The sequence below is a fragment of the Hymenobacter sp. HDW8 genome (assembly GCF_011305775.1).
Lineage (GTDB): Bacteria > Bacteroidota > Bacteroidia > Cytophagales > Hymenobacteraceae > Hymenobacter > Hymenobacter radiodurans.
In genome coordinates this window covers 3,412,138-3,430,643 of the sequence record NZ_CP049907.1, presented here as the reverse complement: position 1 = coordinate 3,430,643, position 18,506 = coordinate 3,412,138, and the positions used below count along the sequence as shown (strand labels likewise).

At 53.1% G+C, this 18,506-nt stretch carries 11 protein-coding genes and 2 rRNA genes; 5 read left to right on the top strand and 8 right to left on the bottom strand.

Going from position 1 to position 18,506, the window contains the following annotated elements; translation table 11 throughout:
- Nucleotides 1-15: 15 nt before the first annotated feature.
- From G7064_RS14590 to G7064_RS14565, 6 genes are all read right to left on the bottom strand, one after another.
- Nucleotides 16-444 carry a cytochrome c maturation protein CcmE gene (locus G7064_RS14590; protein ID WP_133274110.1) on the bottom strand — a complete coding sequence of 143 codons (429 nt, stop codon included), beginning with the start codon at nucleotides 442-444 and terminating at the stop codon, nucleotides 16-18.
- A gap of 84 nt (nucleotides 445-528) precedes the next feature.
- On the bottom strand, nucleotides 529-756 hold the full coding sequence (locus G7064_RS14585) for a CcmD family protein (RefSeq protein ID WP_205711120.1): 228 nt from the start codon (nucleotides 754-756) through the stop codon (nucleotides 529-531).
- On the bottom strand, nucleotides 737-1,408 hold the full coding sequence (locus G7064_RS14580) for a cytochrome c biogenesis protein (protein ID WP_166075149.1): 672 nt from the start codon (nucleotides 1,406-1,408) through the stop codon (nucleotides 737-739). Before G7064_RS14580 ends, G7064_RS14585 begins: the two co-directional genes overlap by 20 nt.
- A 151-nt stretch (nucleotides 1,409-1,559) precedes the next feature.
- Nucleotides 1,560-2,201, bottom strand: coding sequence for a heme exporter protein CcmB (locus G7064_RS14575; RefSeq protein WP_166075148.1), 642 nt, complete (start codon nucleotides 2,199-2,201; stop codon nucleotides 1,560-1,562).
- 223 nt (nucleotides 2,202-2,424) lie between these two features.
- Complete coding sequence (locus G7064_RS14570) at nucleotides 2,425-5,724, bottom strand: PD40 domain-containing protein (RefSeq protein ID WP_166074158.1); 3,300 nt, start codon at nucleotides 5,722-5,724, stop codon at nucleotides 2,425-2,427.
- Between the two features lie 23 nt (nucleotides 5,725-5,747).
- The gene (locus G7064_RS14565) at nucleotides 5,748-6,842 is read right to left on the bottom strand and encodes an NAD(P)/FAD-dependent oxidoreductase (RefSeq protein WP_166074157.1); all 1,095 of its coding nucleotides are present in this window, start codon (nucleotides 6,840-6,842) and stop codon (nucleotides 5,748-5,750) included.
- A gap of 136 nt (nucleotides 6,843-6,978) precedes the next feature.
- On the opposite strand from G7064_RS14565, the gene G7064_RS14560 reads away from it, so the two are divergent.
- The 5 genes from G7064_RS14560 to G7064_RS14540 all read left to right on the top strand — a co-directional run bounded on the left by G7064_RS14560 (nucleotide 6,979) and on the right by G7064_RS14540 (nucleotide 14,951).
- A complete protein-coding gene (locus G7064_RS14560; protein WP_317172773.1) occupies nucleotides 6,979-7,542 on the top strand; it encodes an MBL fold metallo-hydrolase in 564 nt (187 codons plus the stop codon).
- Nucleotides 7,543-7,631: 89 nt separating this feature from the next.
- Nucleotides 7,632-8,321 carry a CDP-alcohol phosphatidyltransferase family protein gene (locus G7064_RS14555; RefSeq protein WP_166074156.1) on the top strand — a complete coding sequence of 230 codons (690 nt, stop codon included), beginning with the start codon at nucleotides 7,632-7,634 and terminating at the stop codon, nucleotides 8,319-8,321.
- Between the two features lie 117 nt (nucleotides 8,322-8,438).
- Complete coding sequence (gene porU / locus G7064_RS14550) at nucleotides 8,439-12,398, top strand: type IX secretion system sortase PorU (RefSeq protein WP_166074155.1); 3,960 nt, start codon at nucleotides 8,439-8,441, stop codon at nucleotides 12,396-12,398.
- A gap of 46 nt (nucleotides 12,399-12,444) precedes the next feature.
- Nucleotides 12,445-13,662, top strand: coding sequence for a type IX secretion system outer membrane channel protein PorV (gene porV / locus G7064_RS14545; RefSeq protein WP_166074154.1), 1,218 nt, complete (start codon nucleotides 12,445-12,447; stop codon nucleotides 13,660-13,662).
- Between the two features lie 8 nt (nucleotides 13,663-13,670).
- A complete protein-coding gene (locus G7064_RS14540) occupies nucleotides 13,671-14,951 on the top strand; it encodes a M16 family metallopeptidase (RefSeq protein WP_166074153.1) in 1,281 nt (426 codons plus the stop codon).
- Between the two features lie 306 nt (nucleotides 14,952-15,257).
- On the opposite strand, the gene rrf is transcribed toward G7064_RS14540, so the two are convergent.
- Both rrf and G7064_RS14530 read right to left on the bottom strand, forming a co-directional pair.
- A 5S ribosomal RNA gene (gene rrf, locus G7064_RS14535) occupies nucleotides 15,258-15,369 on the bottom strand.
- 83 nt (nucleotides 15,370-15,452) lie between these two features.
- Nucleotides 15,453-18,363: ribosomal RNA gene (locus tag G7064_RS14530) — 23S ribosomal RNA — on the bottom strand.
- Nucleotides 18,364-18,506 lie beyond the last annotated feature (143 nt).

The window sequence follows — 18,506 nt, the reverse complement described above, 5'->3', positions numbered from 1 at the left end:
TCGCTGAAGAGCTACTTAATTAACTGAGGCTGTTGCGCCTTTCACTTCTGTCTCCACGTATTTGGAGGGGCACTTCAGCAAAATCTTGTCGGCCACGAAGATGTCATTGCGCATAGCACCGGTAATTACTACCTGCTCCGACTTATCAAAATCTTGAGGCTTGGGATTGAAGTAAATAACCCGCTGCGCTATCCGGTTAGTATCTACCAGCGTGAAAGCGAAGTAGTTAGGATCGAGGGTGGGATTATATTCCAGGCCCGTAATATTTTTCTGATTGTCGCGGGGCAGGCGACCTACCACGTGTACTTTCGTCAGGTTGCCCTCGGCAGCTCGCTCACGGGCTTCCTTGAAGGATACATACACGCTGGCATCGCCGGCTGCGCTCATAATGATACCAATAGCAATGGCAATTACAGCGATGGCGAGGATGTGGGTTTTTTTCATGTTGCGAAGAGTGTGGGTCGGTTAATCTGAACAACTAAAGCCGGGTGAAAAATCCTTGGGGGGCAATTTTAGATGGTAACTCGTTTAGCGAATCTCTTTTTCCAACCGGCTCACTTTGCGGTCGAGAGAAATTAGGTAGCCAATTAGCCCGATGACTACAATCAAAATCACGGCTACGACCACGTAGATTTTGCCGCTTTGGCGCAGAGCATCTGCCATTTCAGGGGTGTTGGCAGTTTGCGCTACTGCTTGCCCAATGGTGGCAAGCAGCGTCAGCAGGAGCAAAAAGGCGTTACGCCAGCTGTTTTTCATAGATCTTCTGTTTGAGAAATTCGAGGCGGCTGCTCACTTGCGTAATCCAGAAGCCAATGAGCGTCCAGCCGATGACGGCGGGATAGAATACCATGCGCATGTTGCTATCCAAGTCGTAGTTGCTAAAACCGGGGTTGCCGCCCGCGCCAGGATGCAGCGAATCGGTGAGGCGCGGCAACACAAAAAGCAGCGGAATGGCCGCCGCAAACGCAAAGATATTGTACACGGCACTGATGCGCGCGCGCTGCTGCTCATCGGTGAAAGATGAGCGTAGTACAATATAAGCCCCGTAAATAAGCATCGCAATGGCGGCTCCATTGAGGCGTGGGTCGGAGGTCCACCAGGCGCCCCAAGTGTAGCGCGCCCACATACTGCCCGTCGCCAGCCCTAGCATTCCCATCACAATACCGGTCTTGGCTGACTCGTGCGCTAGGGTGTCGAGGCGGGCAGTAGGTGTGCGCAGGTATCGGATAGAATACACAACCGAAGTGGTCAGAATGATGGTCATGCCGAACCACATGGGCACGTGGAAGTAGAGGTTGCGAATGCTTTCATTCACGATATCCAGCCGTGGCACGGGCACCAACAACCCCGCTACTACCGTGTACAATACCAGCACGATAGCAAGCACTTTCCACCAGTTTCTTTTTATAGACATGAGAAGCAAAACGGTGAATGGAAAAACAAGCCCGACGACTTGTCAATTAATCCTTCTGCAAAACAACAAGTTGACACGGTGATTTGTGACGACTTGTGGGGGGCTTTTTCTTGATTCTTATCACTCATTTCCAGAGGTTTTACAATCAGCCGCGCCACAAAAAAGGAAACAACAGGTACGACACGGCCGTCACAATCAGGTTCAGAGCCAACAACGTCAGCAGAGAACCGCTGCTCGCCTCAAACTCCAGCCCATCGAGCGCATTCTTGGAAACCTTGATGAGCAGCAGCAGCATCGGAATCATGATGGGAAAGCCGAGCACGGCCATGAGGGTGCTACTGTTGGTAGCTTTGGAGGCAATACCTGACACCAGCGTAAGTGTGGTGGCAAAGCCCACGGCGCCCAACCCAACGTTGCCGACAAAGAGCGGCACATCCTGCACCGGATTGCCCAGCACTATGGCATACAGGGCAAAACCAACCAGCGCCAAGCCCAGCAGCAGCACTGCGTTATAGGCAATTTTGGCCAGAATTACAGCCTGCGGCCGCACCAGCGTATAGTAGTAAAGCAGACGTCCCCGGCTTTCCTGCAAAAAACCTTTGGCGGCCGCATTTACGGCCGTAAAAAGCAGGATGATCCAAAACAGCGCGTTCCAGGCCGGAGCGGGTAATTGCCCCCCACGCAGCGCAAAACTGAGGTAACAGACAAATACGGTGCTGCCTACGTACAGCAGCATCCCATTCAGCGCCGCCCGCTGCCGCCATTCCAGACGAAAATCCTTCTGCATTAAATACCAAATCTCACGAAGGAGTAGCACGGCCACGGGACTAGTGAATGGGACCACAAAGATAGTCACTGCCCGCTGGTTTTTACTGCTTTGGGCCTGATGTTTAAGGTGTAAACTCTTGTAGCAACTGAACACTGAAGATCACAAAAAAGCCCCCCAGATATTTTCTGGGGGGCTTTTTGCGGTAATTTTTGGGTTTAAAAGAGCGTTTAGAGCTTCCTGTTTAGAAGTCGTAGCCGAGCGTAAAGTAGAGTTTGGGACCCAGCTGATTATAGTCTTCCTGCCCCCAGGCGATATCTCCTTTTCCGTAGAAACCCAGCAAAGTGGTCCGAATACCGAAGCCGTAGCCGACGAGCAAAGGGTTGCGGAAGTTGACTACGGTAGCCGTGAAGGCATTGCCATTGCCACCTACTATCTGGGTGTTGAAGGAGTTATTTTCGTTGAATGGGTTTGGGCCGGAATAAGCCGAGCCAGCATCAGCAAAAGCAGTCAGCTGCAGGTTGCGGAAGAATCCGGATTCTACGGGTTTACGCGTGATATACTGGATAATAGGCACCCGCAGCTCGGAATTGAACAACACATACTTTGGACCGATGCGCTTGCTATAGTCAAACCCGCGCAGGTTGGTCACAAACTGCTGGTAGAACATCTGCGTGGGGTCGAAGGTGGAGGGCAGAATGCGCTGGTCGTCCTGATAGTCGTTGTTCAGCCAGTTGTCCATCCCGCCGAGGCGAAACTGCTGTCGTGTATCGCCGAAGAACTGGCCGTAGCTGGCACGATTGGCCCAAATAATCTGACGGTGTATTTTTTGATAATGACGCAGATCCACGTAGATCTTGCCGAAGTTCTGTGACTTGTTTTCGAGGCTATTTAGCTTCATTACACCCACTTTCATGCGCGTGCCCTGGAGCATGTTCACGCCGGTAGCAATGGCGTTATCATACACCAGTTCTCCGGTCAGGCCCAGATAGTTGCGGTTTATATCCAGCGAGTCGTCGAACACGTTGATTAGCGTTCGGTTCACGTTCACGAAGCGCGGCCCACCACGTAAGCTTAGGTTGTGCGTGAGTGGGTAAGCAATGGTAGGTGCCACCTCGTGGCGGCCATAGCGGGTGCGGCCCAGCCCCGTAAGGTCGAAGAAATAGGCCTGTTTCTGGTAGCGGATGCTCCAGTCGTAGCGGCGGCGCAGGTCGGTGTACTCCGCGTATATATTACTGGTTTTTAAGTCAGTGAGGCCAAAAATACCGGCCTGAATACGCTGATTTTCAAACAAGTCCGTCATGTTGGCCTGCCCAATCAAGCCAAAGCCCAGCAACGGATCAACGTACAGCGACGATACCACATTGTCGATGCTGAACTGCGGACGATAGCGATAAGGGCCAGTCAGCGCGAAGGCATCGGCGGGCGGAGCAGTGGGTAAGTTAGCGGCCGTTGCCGAGCGCCGACGGGCATTGGTTCGCGTGGGCGCATCCTCATCAAACTCGTAGTTGCTGGTATTGATGGGCTCCTCTGCTTGCTGCTGCGTTACCTGCGGCTGCGGCGTGGCCGTCGAATCAGTAACAATTTGCCCCCCAGGCTGCCCTGCCAAAGTGGAAGTTGAGTCAGCTGTCGGCGCAGGCACGGGCTCCTGAACTGGGGCAGGGGCAGGAGCAGGCGCTGGCGGCGGTGGTGCCGACCGCTCTTCCAGAATTTCCTGACGAGCTGTTTTGGCCAACGTCATATTCTCCGGCAAGGCGTAGCTGGGGTACACATACACCATGTCACGGGCCCGGTCGGAGGCGATAAAGCCCAGCGTGCCGGTAGCGGCATTAAAGTCGAAATCCTTAAGGTTGGTGGAGAAATTACTGGCGGCCGTCCGCTGACGCGTAGTGAGGGAGTAGCGGTATAAGCTACGAATGCCACTTTCTTCGCCCAGGTACAGAATCTCGGTGTCAGACACGGCGCGGGGGCGGCCTTCGTTGGAAATAGTGCTTACCAGCGATTCCACCGGCTGCTCCCGCCCATCGAGGTGATACAGGAACAAATCGTAGTTGTTGACCACGCTGGCAAAGTTGCCTTCCGCCGTGCCATCCGACCACCGATTGGAGCTGAACACAATGCCCGCACCATTGGGCAGGAAGGTGGGCTGCACATCATCGAACAGATCGTTGGTGATGCGCTCGGGCGTGCGGCTGCCGGCCCGCAGCAGATACAGGTCATTTTGCCCCCCACGTGTACCGCTGAATACCAACGCCTTCCCATCGGGTGAATACGCCAAGTCAAGTACTTGAGAGAAGGGTTTGAAAATAGACGAGCCACCTTTGTTGAAAGGCAGGGCTTCACGCAGGTTGGTTAACACGCTATTCACCACCCCAGCATCGGCCGGGCGCAGGCGCAGCGTCATGTAGCCTTTATCCATCTCGGCTACAGCCACTTGACCATTGCCACGCCATGCCAACACCGGCAGCCGGTTTTCTACCAGCTGGTCGGGCGTTTTGTAGCCGCTGCGGTGAATGGTGTTTCGTCCAGAGCCGTTGCGATTGACGGTCATAACGCGGTAGCGGCCACGGTCGTTGACCACATACGCCAGCCGCTGACCGTTGGGACTCAGCACTGGCTGCGAATACAATACCGCTTTGCGGTTGTTGCTTACAATCTGATTTTTCTCATCTGGCAACACCAGGGGCACTACTGGCTGAGCATTCAGCTGACGGTAGTAAGCCAGCCAATCGCGCAGGAATACCTTATATGGTACATTCAGCGAACTGCTGATACCCACTTCCACATCGCGGGTTATGCGCGTGAGGTTCAGAATATTCTGAATGGTGGTGTAGCCGTAGCGCTCCGCAATGTAATTCCAGACGCTCTGGCCTGCCAGCTGCGGATTGCGCAGAAAGAACGGGGCGGTTTTGGTGCCCTCGTACTGCTGGGTCATATCACGCATGTAGTCGTCCATCTCCACGCTCCAGCCCTCAGCGGCGTAAGAGGATGCTCCGGCGATAAACCACTCGGGCAGTTGTAGCAAGTAGGTGCTCTGAATAACTTCCTTCAGCGAACCGCCATACATCATATCATTCAGCAGCACCCGCGTAATCTGGGAGCTTACATCGCGCTTGAATAACGTTTGCTGACCCTGAAAAGCGATTTGCACCTTATTCATGCGTAGCAGCGAGGTTTCGCCACCGGTTTGATACTTGTCGCTGTCCAAGCCAATGTTGCTCTGCCGCTGGTCGCCCACGGAGTTATAGAGCATGAGCGTGGTCTTGGAGTAGGGATAGTAGCCGATGAGGGAAGACACACGCTGTAGCTCTTTTTCGGCGTACTCGGCGGCTCTGCGAGCGGTGGTTTCGCCGCCAGCATAGTAATAGATATTGAAGTTCTGGGTGCTGAACAGTTGCCAGTCAAAATCTTTGTACTGGATGCGCACGCGCCCAAACTGTTCTTGGGCCGTTTGCGCTTGGGCCTCACCAGCCACCAGCAGTACGCCCAGTAGTGCCCCAGTCACCCAAAGCCGACGCGTTATAGAAAAGGATAGGTGCTCCATATGGATAGCAAAAGGGCAGAAAATCAGGAAGAAACGCCGACCTCACTAGGTACGGAAATATACAACGAATGATACCGCGAAATATTGACCTCGGGCCATAGCGCTTCGGTGCCTTCCAGCACGTTGGCAAAATGGGTTGCCAGCCGCGGAGCCAGCATTACGCCCTTAGAGCCGAAGCCATTAAATATACTCAAAACCGGCCAAGCTGGATGTGTGCCCAGCACAGGTTTTCGGTCGCGCACGGCGGGCCGAAAACCTGCTCGCTGATCGACTACCGTAAATGGCTGATCGGACATTTCACTAAAGCGCTGACCAAGTTCCGTAAGCGCCTCCGGGGTAGTGCCCAAGGGCAGCGGCGGCCAGCGATACGTAGCCCCTACGCGAAACTGCCCGGCGCCGAGCGGCACCACGTAGCCGCCTTTGTTCAGCACCTGCTCCGTCGATAAACCATCACACTGCACGTCCAGCACCTCGCCTTGGTTCGCCGTAATCGGCAGCCAATTAAAGTACGGGTTTCGCATGGCAGCGGCACCTTCACAACAAACAAACTGGCGCGCCTGTATCGCGCATTTATAAGTCACTCCAGTATGGTCGATAACAAGGTTATTCCAGGCAAAAGTTTCGTGTCGCAGCCAGCCGTTCTGGAGGCCGTCAGCGGCTAGCGCGGCCAACATTTCGCGCACGGCTACATAGCCGCAGCGGCGAATAAAAATGCCCCCCAGACCCGTTTTTACGCCAGCAATAGGTGGCAAGGCTGAGCTTATTTCCTCCACAAAAGCCCCCCAAGGCTCATCAGCACTACGGGCTACTATATCATTCTGCTCCTTCACGGAAGAGAACAGCTTGAGGATTGGCGTTTCGAAGAAAAACTGCTGCCCATATTCTGCTTCCAGCTTCCGATAAAATACGGCTGCTGCGGACAGTAGCTCATCGGCTAGCCAGGTCAGAACGAAACGCTGGCCGGTCACGGGATTCATCAGGCCGGCGGCGACGTTAGAAGCCGAATCGGGGCGCGGTTCATCGAGCACCAAAACGGTGCGGCCGCGCTGTCGCAGTTCATAGGCCAGGGTAGCACCGGCCAAGCCGTGACCAAGAATAAGGTAGTCGTAAGAGGTCATGGGGGGCAAGGTAAGGCGAAAATGGCCGCGGCATAAAGGAAGCACCTGGCACCGGGCTCACGCAACTTCACGCTACTCATCGTAACTTACCCTCCCAATTACATTTGGCGCGCGCCGGTTCCCTATAAGTAGCTCTATGACCGTATCTGGTTTTACTTTCAACGCTTTTTCCGAAAACACTTATCTGCTGCATGATGCCACCAAGCAATGCGTCGTTATTGACCCTGGCTGCTACGAGAAAGCGGAGCAACAAGCTCTGAAAGCCTTTATTGAAGCCGAAGGCCTGCAGATTGTGTTGCTACTGAATACCCATTGCCACATTGATCATGTCTTTGGCAATCAGTTTATACTCGACACTTACCAGGTTCCTTTCCTGATTCATGAAGCCGATCTGAGCGTATTGCGGGCCGTTCCTACTTATGCGCCCAGCTACGGCTTTCCCCTCTACAACCCCGCCGAGCCCACTGGGTTTTTGACACCCGGCAAGCCCGTTACTTTTGGCGAAACCACCTTGGAAGTACGCTTTGCCCCTGGCCACGCGCCCGGCCACGTTGTATTCTACCACGCACCTACCGAAACTGTTATTGGTGGCGACGTACTGTTTCAGGGCAGCATTGGCCGCACCGATCTGCCGGGGGCAATTATGATACGCTCATTGAAAGCATTCGTACCCAACTCCTTACCCTCCCCGATTCGGTAACCGTGTATCCTGGGCACGGCCCAGCTACTACTATTGGGGCCGAACGGCGTTCCAATCCGTTTCTGCGCTAACGTCGTTTTTTAGTCTTCATGAAGAATCATTTGCCCAACGCCATTACCTGTCTCAATTTATTTGCGGGCTGTATGGCGCTTTGCAGCGTTTTTGCTGGTCGTTTGGAGCTGGCTGCTTATCTGGTGGGCTTGGCCGCCTTGTTTGATTTTGCTGATGGCCTCGTGGCCCGCGCCTTACACGCCAGCTCACCCATTGGCAAAGACCTCGACTCCTTAGCCGATATGGTTTCGTTCGGCGTGGTGCCGGGCGCGATGCTGTACCATTTGCTGGGCCAGGGGGCAAATTCACTGCCCGACTGGCTGCCTTACGCTGGATTTATTCTGACCGTATTCTCGGCCCTGCGCTTAGCGAAGTTCAACAACGATACCCGCCAGACTACCTCTTTCATTGGCTTGCCAACACCTGCCTGCACGTTGGTTGTGGCTTCTCTGCCCCTCATTCTGACCTATGATACCTACCATCTCTCGTCGATTATTCTGAACCCGTGGGTGCTACTCGGTCTGACGCTACTACTGTCAGGCTTGCTGGTTGCGGAGTTGCCGTTGTTTGCTTTAAAATTCAAGAATCTGAGTTGGCAGGACAATTCGCTGCGTTTTCTGTTTCTGATACTAGCGCTGATTCTGCTATTGGTTTTGCAAGCTGCCGCCATTCCGCTTATCATTTTGCTGTACGTGCTGCTTTCCTTGTTTCGCCCGTCTTTTGGGTGATTTTCCGGCGTTCAACTTCATGTTACAATATTTGTAACAACTGATAGTTATGTAGTTGGCCGCCGCAACTACGCTTATTGTTTCCCGCTTATCTGCTCTCTATCGCTTAACACGTTTATGCGCTTTTTTCGGCTTCTGCTGCTCATTTGGGGGTTGGCGGGCTTTGCGAATACTGCGCGGGCCCAAGCTACCGAGCAAACAGTGCAAGCCACTGTGGAGTGGCAAGGCTACGAAACCGTGTACACGCGGGCCGGGCAAGCTAGCCGCACCCCTTCGTTTCGGGGTGCCACCTACATCCCCACCGACCGCGTTGGCACCTACACATTGCGCCTCAATGGTCGGGTGGTTAGCGGCCAGCTTCGCAATGCCGTATATGAGCCGTTTCCTGCCGCCGATGCTACGCTTCTCGCAGCGGCAAATTTGCCCCCCGAGCCCGCTTTAAGCCTGCGCACCACTACGGAGCTGCGCGCACCCGTAAGTTTTCTTACGTTCCAGCCCGTACGCCGCAATGCGCAGAGCGGACAGGCAGAACGCTTGGTTTCCTTCGAGTACACCTACGTAGTTGCACCGGCGGCGGCGGCCCGCGGCGGACGTCCCCATCCGAGCGCATCGGTGCTTCAGCAGGGCGACTGGTTTAAGATTGGAGTTCCTACTAGCGGCATCTATAAGCTGGATAAGGCCACTCTATCGGCTATGGGTCTCAATCCGCAAACGCTTGATCCGCGCCGCCTTCAGCTTTACGGCAACGCTACTGGCATGCTACCGCAGCCCAACAGTACTTACCGGCCTGATGACCTGATTGAAAATGCTGTTTTCGTGGCCAATGATAACAACGACGCCACCTTCAACGACAACGAATACGTGCTGTTCTACGCGCGTGGCCCGCATACGTGGGAGCGAGAAGCGCCAACTATCAATCGTTTTCGGCACTCCTACCATCTGTATACGGATACCGCCTACTACTTTTTAACGGTTGGCACGGCAGCGGGCAAACGAGTAGCCACGGCTCCGGCAATCACGGCCTCTCCCACCGCCACCATCGCAACCTTTGCGGAGCGGAAATTTCATGAGATTGATCTGATCAATTTGCTCAAATCGGGCCGGCAATGGCTGGGCGAAAAGTTTGAGTCAGGTGGGCGTCAGGAAATTCCGTTTACCATTCCCGACCTCGTTCCCGGCTCCCCAGTGCAGCTTACGTCATCGGTCGCGGCAGCCTCAAACAGTGCTTCTAGTTTTCAAATCAGCGTTGGGGGGCAAAATGTGGCTTCTCAATCGGTAGCTGGCTACAGTTCCAACTTCTTCCCCGAGATAGCCAATATCAGCCTAATCACCGCATCCCTGCCCGCCCCGGCCACTGCTGATTTGCGTGTCTCGCTGACGTATAATGCCACCAATCCTTCCGCTGCCGGCTACCTTGATTACCTGGAGTTGAATGCCCAGCGGCAGTTACGCTTTGTAGCACCTCAGCTTGAATTCCGCTCGTTCGAAAATATCGCTCGGGGTGCCGTCAGTCGATTTACCGTAGCGAATGCCGCTGGCGTCACAGTATGGGATGTTACTAACCCGCGCCGGCCGGTAGCTCGCCCGCTCGATGCTAGCGGCGCTTTTGTGGCTCCTACCGATTCTCTGCGCGAGTTCATTGCCTTTTCGGGTTCCAGCTTTGAAGCACCGCGCAGTTTTGGTCGGGTAGCACCTCAAAATCTGCACGCACTGAACCTTGATGGGCGGCTGGACTTCGTGATCGTGACGCACCCACTGTTTCGGGCTGAGGCTGAGCGCTTAGCTGAATATCGGCGTAACCCCGCCCGCCCCGCCGACAAGCTCAACGTAGCGGTGGTCACGACGGAGCAGATATATAATGAGTTCAGTTCGGGCGGTCAGGACGTAACGGCTATCCGCGACTTCATGAAAATGATTTATGACCGGACGCCGGTTGGCAAGCGCACGATGCTTTTGCTCTTCGGCGATGCTTCATACAACTATAAATCAGACCCTACGAATGATCTGACGAAAGTGCCAGCGTGGTGGAAGCAGCGGCGGCTATCCGAAAGTGGCGCAACAGACATCGATAGAATCAATCAGAACTTCGTGCCGGTGTATGAGTCGCGCGAGTCCTTCAACCGCGTTTTTCCTCGACCCGGCGCCCCGGCTCTTTCCTACTCTTCCGACGATTATTTCGGTCTTTTAGATGACGACGAAGGCCGATGGGATGAGGGTGGCCGCCCGACTAGCGAAGGCCTCGATATTGGCATCGGTCGTTTGCCCGTGCGCACCCCCGCTGATCAGCCCCGCTCAACCGCTCAGGCTAAGTTGGTTGTGGATAAGCTTATTACCTACGACTCGCCGGCGGCGTATGGCAAATGGCGCAACCGCGTCACTTTCGTCGCCGACGATGGCGACGCCAATGAGCATGTGTTGTCATCTACCGAGCCGTTGGCCAACGACCTAGTGACACGCCGCCCGGCCTACAACGTGCACAAAGTTTACCTCGATATGTACCCGCAGGTGGCGGGTGCTGGGGGGCAAAATTCACCTAGTGCCACCCGGGCCATTGATGAAGCGATTGAGCAAGGGTCGCTTATCGTCAATTATGCGGGTCATGGTGGAGTGCGTGGCTGGACCGACGAGCAGATTTTCACAAAGTCCGACGTTCTGAATTTAGAGAATGTGACACGGCCCACATTCATGCTCACGGCTACCTGCGATTTCAGTACTTACGATGATCCTGAATTTGATTCGGCGGGCGAAGTCGCCCTTACGAACGTGACAGGGGGAGCTATCGGCTTGCTGACGACCACCCGTGTGGTTATCTCTACGTTTAACCGTTTTCTGAATGAGCGCTTCTTTGCCGTGGTTTTTGCGCCAGTAAATGGTCGTATGCCTCGCTTGGGCGACGTCGTGGCGCTTACCAAAAACGGCAGTCAAGCCGGCGATAATAACCGCAACTTCTCTCTTCTCGGCGATCCTTCTGCGCGCTTAGCTTATCCTGAGCAGTCAGCCGCTATTCGGCAGTTGAATGGCCAACCAATTGAATCCGCTACCGACACACTCCGCGCCCTCTCCCGCGTAGACTTAGCCGGGACTGTAACAACAGCCGCAGGTAACATCGACGCTGGTTTTAGTGGCAAAGTACAGGTGACTGTATTTGAGAAGCCCGCTACCGTTACGCTGCTAGGCAATGAAATAAATGATGGCCGCCCCACGATAGCAGTGCAGCGCGATATTATTTATGATGGTCAAGCCAGCGTGCGCAATGGTGAGTTCAAGCTCACTTTTATCGTGCCTAAAGATATTAACTACAGCTTCGGCCAAGGGAAGATAAGCCTCTATGCCGCCGATACCATTCGACGAACCGATGCCAGCGGTGCTACAAACGTAGTGGTGGGGGGCGTTTTAGATAATGCCGCCACCGATACAATTCCCCCAGATATCCGGCTATTCATGGATACGGAATCGTTTGTATTCGGCGGCCTCACTGGCACTTCCACCACGCTCATCAGTCGTTTGCGTGATGACAATGGAATTAATACGGCAGGTTCAGGTATTGGCCACGAAATAACAGCCACCCTGGATAACGATGTAAGCCAACTCGTCGTTCTAAACGATTACTATACAGCCGAGGTTGATAGCTTTCAGGTCGGGCGGGTGCATTATGTATTTGAAGACTTAGCACCTGGTCCTCATTTGCTTCGCGTGAAAGCCTGGGATACGTTCAATAACTCCGCTGAAAAAGAAATTGAATTTATTGCGGCCCGCACCGAGAAGTTGGCGCTCGATCATGTATTGAACTACCCCAATCCGTTTTCCCGTGCTACTACGTTTCACTTTGACCACAACCGCACCGGCGACGATTTGGATATTCAGGTACAGATCTTTACGGTGTCGGGCAAATTGGTTCGCACTTTGCGCACTACCGCTATTAGCAGCAGTTCACACCTTAGTGACATCACCTGGGACGGAAGGGACGAGTTTAATGATCAATTAGCCCGCGGTGTGTACGTTTATCGAGTCAGCGTGCGTTCTCCGCGTGATGGCTCTACGGCTTCTAAATACGAAAAACTAGTTCTTCTGAATTAACTTACTGGCCTCACCTTTATCTTTCAGCTCATCTTTTCCCGATTATATGCTCTTGTCGAAGCTGCCACTGCGCTATGCGCTTCTCCCCGGTTTGCTGGGTTTGTCGATTGCGGCTACGGCCCAGATTACCAACTCGAAAGTCATTACCACCGCAGTTCCAGTTCTCACCCTCAGCCCTGATTCTCGGGGTGCTGCTCTTGGCGAAGCCGGCGTGGCCACTTCACCCGATGCTAACTCTGCCTACTACAACGCGGGCAAGCTAGGCTTTGTACCGAATCAGTATAGCGTATCGCCTTCCTACACGCCGTGGCTGCGTTCCATCACCGACGATATGGGTTTGGCTTACCTATCGGGCTACGCCAAACTTAACCAGCGTGGTGCCATCTCCGCTTCACTTCTTTATTTCGACTTAGGCAGCATTGCGCTGCGCTCGGCTGCCAATCAGCCAGAAGGAGAGTTTAACCCGAAGGAGTACGCTTTTGCTTTATCCTACGGGCAGAAGCTCAGCGAGTACCTAGGCGTGGGCGTTACGGCGCGTTACATTCGCTCCAACCTTGTCGGTCCTACCAGCGGTGGTGACTCCAAGCCGGGCAACGCTCTAGCCGTTGACTTAGGCACCTATTATACTCGCGACTTGAGCATCGGTGGTGGCGCCTATAATCTGGCTTTAGGGGCTGCTATTGCCAATATCGGTAATAAAATGACTTACACCGATGCCAATCAGGCCGACTTCCTGCCGATGAACATCAGATTAGGTACAGCCATCACTCGCGAGCTTGATCCGTATAATAAGCTTACCCTAACCCTCGATGGCACCAAGCTACTAGTACCTAGCCCTTATTACGAAGACAACGTAGCCACGGACAATGCCAGTCAGCAAGCTTACCTTCTGCGCCGTGATGCTGAGAATGAGGAGAGAAGAAGAGCCGGCGTAGTCAGTGGCATCATCAATTCCTTTAGTGACGCTCCGGGGGGCTTTTCTGAAGAGCTACAAGAAATTAACCTTTCCGCTGGTCTGGAGTACACGTACAAGGATTTGCTGATGGCTCGCGTAGGGTACTTCTACGAAAATCCGGACAAAGGCGACCGTCGCTACCTCAGCTTAGGTTTGGGAGGGCGCTTTCAAGTATTCGGAATTGATGGCGCTTACTTGGTTCCTAACTCCCGAGCGAATCCTTTAGCACAAACCATTCGGGTATCGTTACACTTCAACTTCAATAAGTTGGAGGAGGCTTTTGGCAACGACACCTCCCCTACCAACTAACTCGCTCTATGCTCGACCGTAAAGTCGCTCCTCCCGTTCAGCCGCTGGCCAGTGTGACACTGCCCGCGGCTGACGTGTTTTCACTCCCTAATGGCGCTCGTTTGCACGTATTGCGCAACGATGCCCAACCCGTCATTCGGCTACAGATAGTGTTTCCGGCCGGGAAATGGTATGAACCACTACCTGGTATATCGCTTCTTGCCGCTCGTATGCTTCTGGAAGGAACCAAAAGCCGCACAGCTCGTCAAATTGCCGATACTATAGCTTTCTATGGTGCTTCGCTTGAATGTGAGCAGGGCTTTGATCGAGCTACGCTAACTCTATATTGCCTCACTCGCCATCTTGAAGCACTCCTACCACTCGTATTGGATGTTGCTACAGAGGCAACTTTTCCAACTGCAGAATTTGACTTACTGAAGTCACGCACCATTCAAAATGTAAAAATAGAACGGCAAAAAACTGGCTATTTGGCTGCTGAGCGTTTCTCCCATAATTTGTTTGGCAATGATTATCCTTACGGGGTAACCTTCAATGAGAATTCATTTGAGAGGCTTACTCCTGAGCTAGTCAAAGCATTTTATCATACTGCTTATCAAGTTAGCTCCGCAGAAATATTTCTCTGTGGCGACATTTCTGATCAGCATGAGCAACTTGTTTCCCAAACTCTTGGCCAAGGTTCTGCTAATCATCAAGCATTAACAACACAAGCTGAACCTGAGATGTTAACAGTTGCTCAACATGATTATGTCACCGTTGCGCAAAGTCTACAAGCATCACTACGGATAGGACGCCTATGGCCAAGTCCTATCCACCCAGATGCACATCACTTGCAAGTATTAGTTAAAGTGTTGGGGGGCTATTTTGGGTCTCGACTAATGAAGAATATTAGGGAAGATAAAGGCTTTACTTACGGTATCTATTCTAGTATAGCTCCCCGCGAACATGCGAGTATGTTCGTAATTGGCACAGACGTGAATGCAGCCAGTGCTGATGCAGCAATCAGAGAGGTCCATATCGAATTACGTCGACTGCAAGAAGAACTTGTTCCAATCGAGGAATTACAAACCGTAAAAACGTATATGGCTGGGAAATTCGCCAATGAACTAAGTACCGTCTTCGAGCAATGTGATAAGTACAAAACTGTTGTTCTGTTAGGTCTTCCAAGTAATCATTATTCGGAGTTCTTAGCACAAGTTAATTCTGTTAGCGCAGATGATTTACAGCAGTTGGCCCAGGAATATCTAACACCCGAGCATATGATAGAAGTTGTGGCTGGACCTATTATATAATTTTATATTTCGATTCATATATCTGCATAACCACGGTTTACCGCGCATATTAATAAACAATAAAAGCCCCCTGAAGGTATTCTTCAGGGGGCTTTTATTGTCCGACAACTATTAGGTGTAAAGTAATAGATGTAGAGGATGAGAACACATATAAAAATGGTTTGTGAGAAGCATTGAACAGCACCCTATCCCATTCATTAGTATGACGCTTATACGGTCATATCCAGCAAGGCAGGGCTGCTCCTAAACGCGAACAGCCCCCCGCATCCGCTGATCGGGGACGCTGGGGGGCTGGACTGAAAGTAAGGTTGGCGGCGACCGACTCTCCCACCGGTGAAGGTAGTACCATAGGCGCTCCGGGGCTTAACTGCTCTGTTCGGAATGGGAAGAGGTGAACACCCGGGCTAAAGCCACCATTACTGGCGGTCGTGGCGGGTTCAGGGCCACAACAAAAAACGTTGACGTAGAAAACGAGTAAGAAGCCACAGAAAAGAGCTGGTATTAGGTAAGTGTTCGAGTCATTAGTACTACTCGGCTCGGCCATTTCGGACCTTCCACCTGTAGCCTATCGACGTGGTAGTCTACCACGACTCTTCGTATATGAGAGATCTCATCTTGAGGTGAGTTTCGCACTTAGATGCTTTCAGCGCTTATCTCATCCCAGCGTAGCTACCCGGCGCTGCAGCTGGCGCCACAACCGGTGCACTAGCGGCTGGTCCATCCCGGTCCTCTCGTACTAAGGACAGGTCCTCGCAAATCTCTAACGCCCACCACAGATAGGGACCGAACTGTCTCACGACGTTCTGAACCCAGCTCGCGTGCCACTTTAATCGGCGAACAGCCGAACCCTTGGGACCTTCTCCAGCCCCAGGACGTGACGAGCCGACATCGAGGTGCCAAACCTCCCCGTCGATATGAGCTCTTGGGGGAGATCAGCCTGTTATCCCCGGCGTACCTTTTATCCTTTGAGCGATGGCCCTTCCATGCGGAACCACCGGATCACTATATCCGTCTTTCGACCCTGCTCGGCTTGTAGGCCTCACAGTCAAGCCCGCTTCTGCTATTGCGCTCTGCGTACGGTTACCAAGCGTACTGAGCGGACCTTTGAAAGCCTCCGATACTCTTTTGGAGGCGACCACCCCAGTCAAACTACCCACCAGACACTGTTTCCCCGTCTCGGAGATTAGGCACCGAGTAACACAAGGGTGGTATTTCAACGTTGGCTCCCCGAGAGCTGGCGCCCCCGGCTCGTAGCCTCCCACCTATCCTACACATGTGTTACCCAGCGTCAATGTCAAGCTATAGTAAAGGTGCACGGGGTCTTTCCGTCCCGTGGCGGGTACTCGGCATCTTCACCGAGACTACAATTTCACCGAGCTCACGGCTGAGACAGCGCCCAGATCGTTACACCATTCGTGCAGGTCGGAACTTACCCGACAAGGAATTTCGCTACCTTAGGACCGTTATAGTTACGGCCGCCGTTTACCGGGGCTTCGATTCAAACCTTCGCCTTGCGACTAAGTTCCCCTCTTAACCTTCCGGCACCGGGCAGGTGTCAGACCTTATACTTCCGCTTACGCGTTCGCAAAGTCATGTGTTTTTGTTAAACAGTCGCCTGGGCCTTTTCACTGCGGCTTCTTGTCTTGCGACAAGGAAGCGACCCTTCTCCCGAAGTTACAGGTCCATTTTGCCGAGTTCCTTGGCCGTGATTCACTCGAGCCCCTCAGGATACTCTCCTTGACTACCTGTGTCGGTTTGCGGTACGGGTTACAATAAGATTAAAACGCTTAGCAGGTTTTCTTGGCAGTCTGATTAGGTACACTATCCCCGTGGCCGAGGCCGTAGGGTACTATCACGTTTCAGCAAAGTCAGCGGATTTACCTACTGTCTCTATACCTACGCGCTTCAACGGGCACTTCCGTCCGCCCGCGGTACTTTCACTTCTGCGTCACTGCATCACTTCTCATTGTAAGTGCTGGAATATCAACCAGCTGTCCATCGACGTAGCCTCTCGGCGTAGCCTTAGGTCCCGACTAACCCTGCTCCGATTAGCGTTGAGCAGGAAACCTTAGTCTATCGGGGGGCGGGTTTCTCACCCGCCTTATCGTTACTCATGCCTACATTTGCTTTTCTAGCCGCTCCAGCACGCCTGACAGCATACCTTCACCGCTGCTAGAATGCTCCCCTACCACTTGCATATAATGCAAATCCATCGCTTCGGTACCGGACTTGATGCCCGCGTATTATCGATGCCCTCTCGCTCGACCAGTGAGCTGTTACGCACTCTTTAAATGAATGGCTGCTTCCAAGCCAACATCCTGGCTGTCAAGGCAAGTGGACCTCCTTTGTTCAACTTAGTCCGAATTTAGGGACCTTAGCGGATGGTCTGGGTTCTTTCCCTCTCGGCATGGGACCTTAGCACCCCACGCCTCACTGCCGGCTATATTACGTGGCATTCGGAGTTCGTCTGGATTCGGTAGGCTTTGACACCCCCTAGTCCAATCGGTAGCTCTACCTCCACGTAACTCAACGCCGACGCTGTACCTAAATACATTTCGGGGAGTACGAGCTATTTCTCAGTTTGATTGGCCTTTCACCCCTACCCACAACTCATCCAAATCCTTTTCAACGGAAACTGGTTCGGGCCTCCAGTTGGTTTTACCCAACCTTCACCCTGGTCATGGGTAGATCACAAAGTTTCGCGTCTACCCCCCTGACTCTGCGCCCTATTCAGACTCGCTTTCGCTGCGGCTCCATGACTTGAGTCATTTAACCTTGCCAGGGAGGAGTAACTCGTAGGCTCATTATGCAAAAGGCACGCCGTCACCCCACAAAAGGGCTCCGACCGCTTGTAAGCACACGGTTTCAGGTTCTTTTCACTCCTCTATTCGAGGTTCTTTTCACCTTTCCCTCACGGTACTGGTTCACTATCGGTCTCTCAGGAGTATGTAGCCTTAGCGGATGGTGCCGCTGGATTCAGAGGGGATTTCTCCGGTCCCCCCTACTCAGGAATCCTCTACCGTGCTTGATTCTCTCGCTTACCGGACTCTCACCGTCTATGGTCGACTTTCCCACGTCGTTCAGCTAAAATCAAACAATCAGATGTTGAGGTCCTACAACCCCGCGCTGGCCGTAACCAACCCGGTTTGGGCTCGTCCCCGTTCGCTCGCCACTACTTAGGGAATCATTGTTATTTTCTGTTCCTCCGGGTACTTAGATGTTTCAGTTCCCCGGGTTTGCCCGTCTACCACTAAAGATAGACGCCCCTGTGCTTCACACAGGTGGGTTGCCCCATTCGGATACCCGCGGATCACCTCGTATGTGCCAATCCCCGCGGCTTTTCGCAGCTTATCACGTCCTTCTTCGCCTCTGAGAGCCTAGGCATCCCCCGTGTGCCCTTGTTTACTTACCTTATCTCCTTCCGCAAGGAAAGGAGGGCTCATAACAAGAAACCACTAAAAGTAGTCCTCGCTTCTTTCTTTTTCTTCTTACTCGTTATCCTACGTCAAAGAACATCTGTCTTCCTGTTGAAGACACTGTTGCTAGCGACCTGTC

Bases quoted from the DNA above. Each gene is read 5' to 3' on its own strand.
- G7064_RS14590 (WP_133274110.1), bottom strand. From the start codon at position 444: ATGAAAAAAACCCACATCCTCGCCATCGCTGTAATTGCCATTGCTATT.
- G7064_RS14585 (WP_205711120.1), bottom strand. From the start codon at position 756: ATGAAAAACAGCTGGCGTAACGCCTTTTTGCTCCTGCTGACGCTGCTT.
- G7064_RS14575 (WP_166075148.1), bottom strand. From the start codon at position 2,201: ATGCAGAAGGATTTTCGTCTGGAATGGCGGCAGCGGGCGGCGCTGAAT.
- G7064_RS14570 (WP_166074158.1), bottom strand. From the start codon at position 5,724: ATGGAGCACCTATCCTTTTCTATAACGCGTCGGCTTTGGGTGACTGGG.
- G7064_RS14565 (WP_166074157.1), bottom strand. From the start codon at position 6,842: ATGACCTCTTACGACTACCTTATTCTTGGTCACGGCTTGGCCGGTGCT.
- G7064_RS14560 (WP_317172773.1), top strand. From the start codon at position 6,979: ATGACCGTATCTGGTTTTACTTTCAACGCTTTTTCCGAAAACACTTAT.
- G7064_RS14555 (WP_166074156.1), top strand. From the start codon at position 7,632: ATGAAGAATCATTTGCCCAACGCCATTACCTGTCTCAATTTATTTGCG.
- porU (WP_166074155.1), top strand. From the start codon at position 8,439: ATGCGCTTTTTTCGGCTTCTGCTGCTCATTTGGGGGTTGGCGGGCTTT.
- porV (WP_166074154.1), top strand. From the start codon at position 12,445: ATGCTCTTGTCGAAGCTGCCACTGCGCTATGCGCTTCTCCCCGGTTTG.
- G7064_RS14540 (WP_166074153.1), top strand. From the start codon at position 13,671: ATGCTCGACCGTAAAGTCGCTCCTCCCGTTCAGCCGCTGGCCAGTGTG.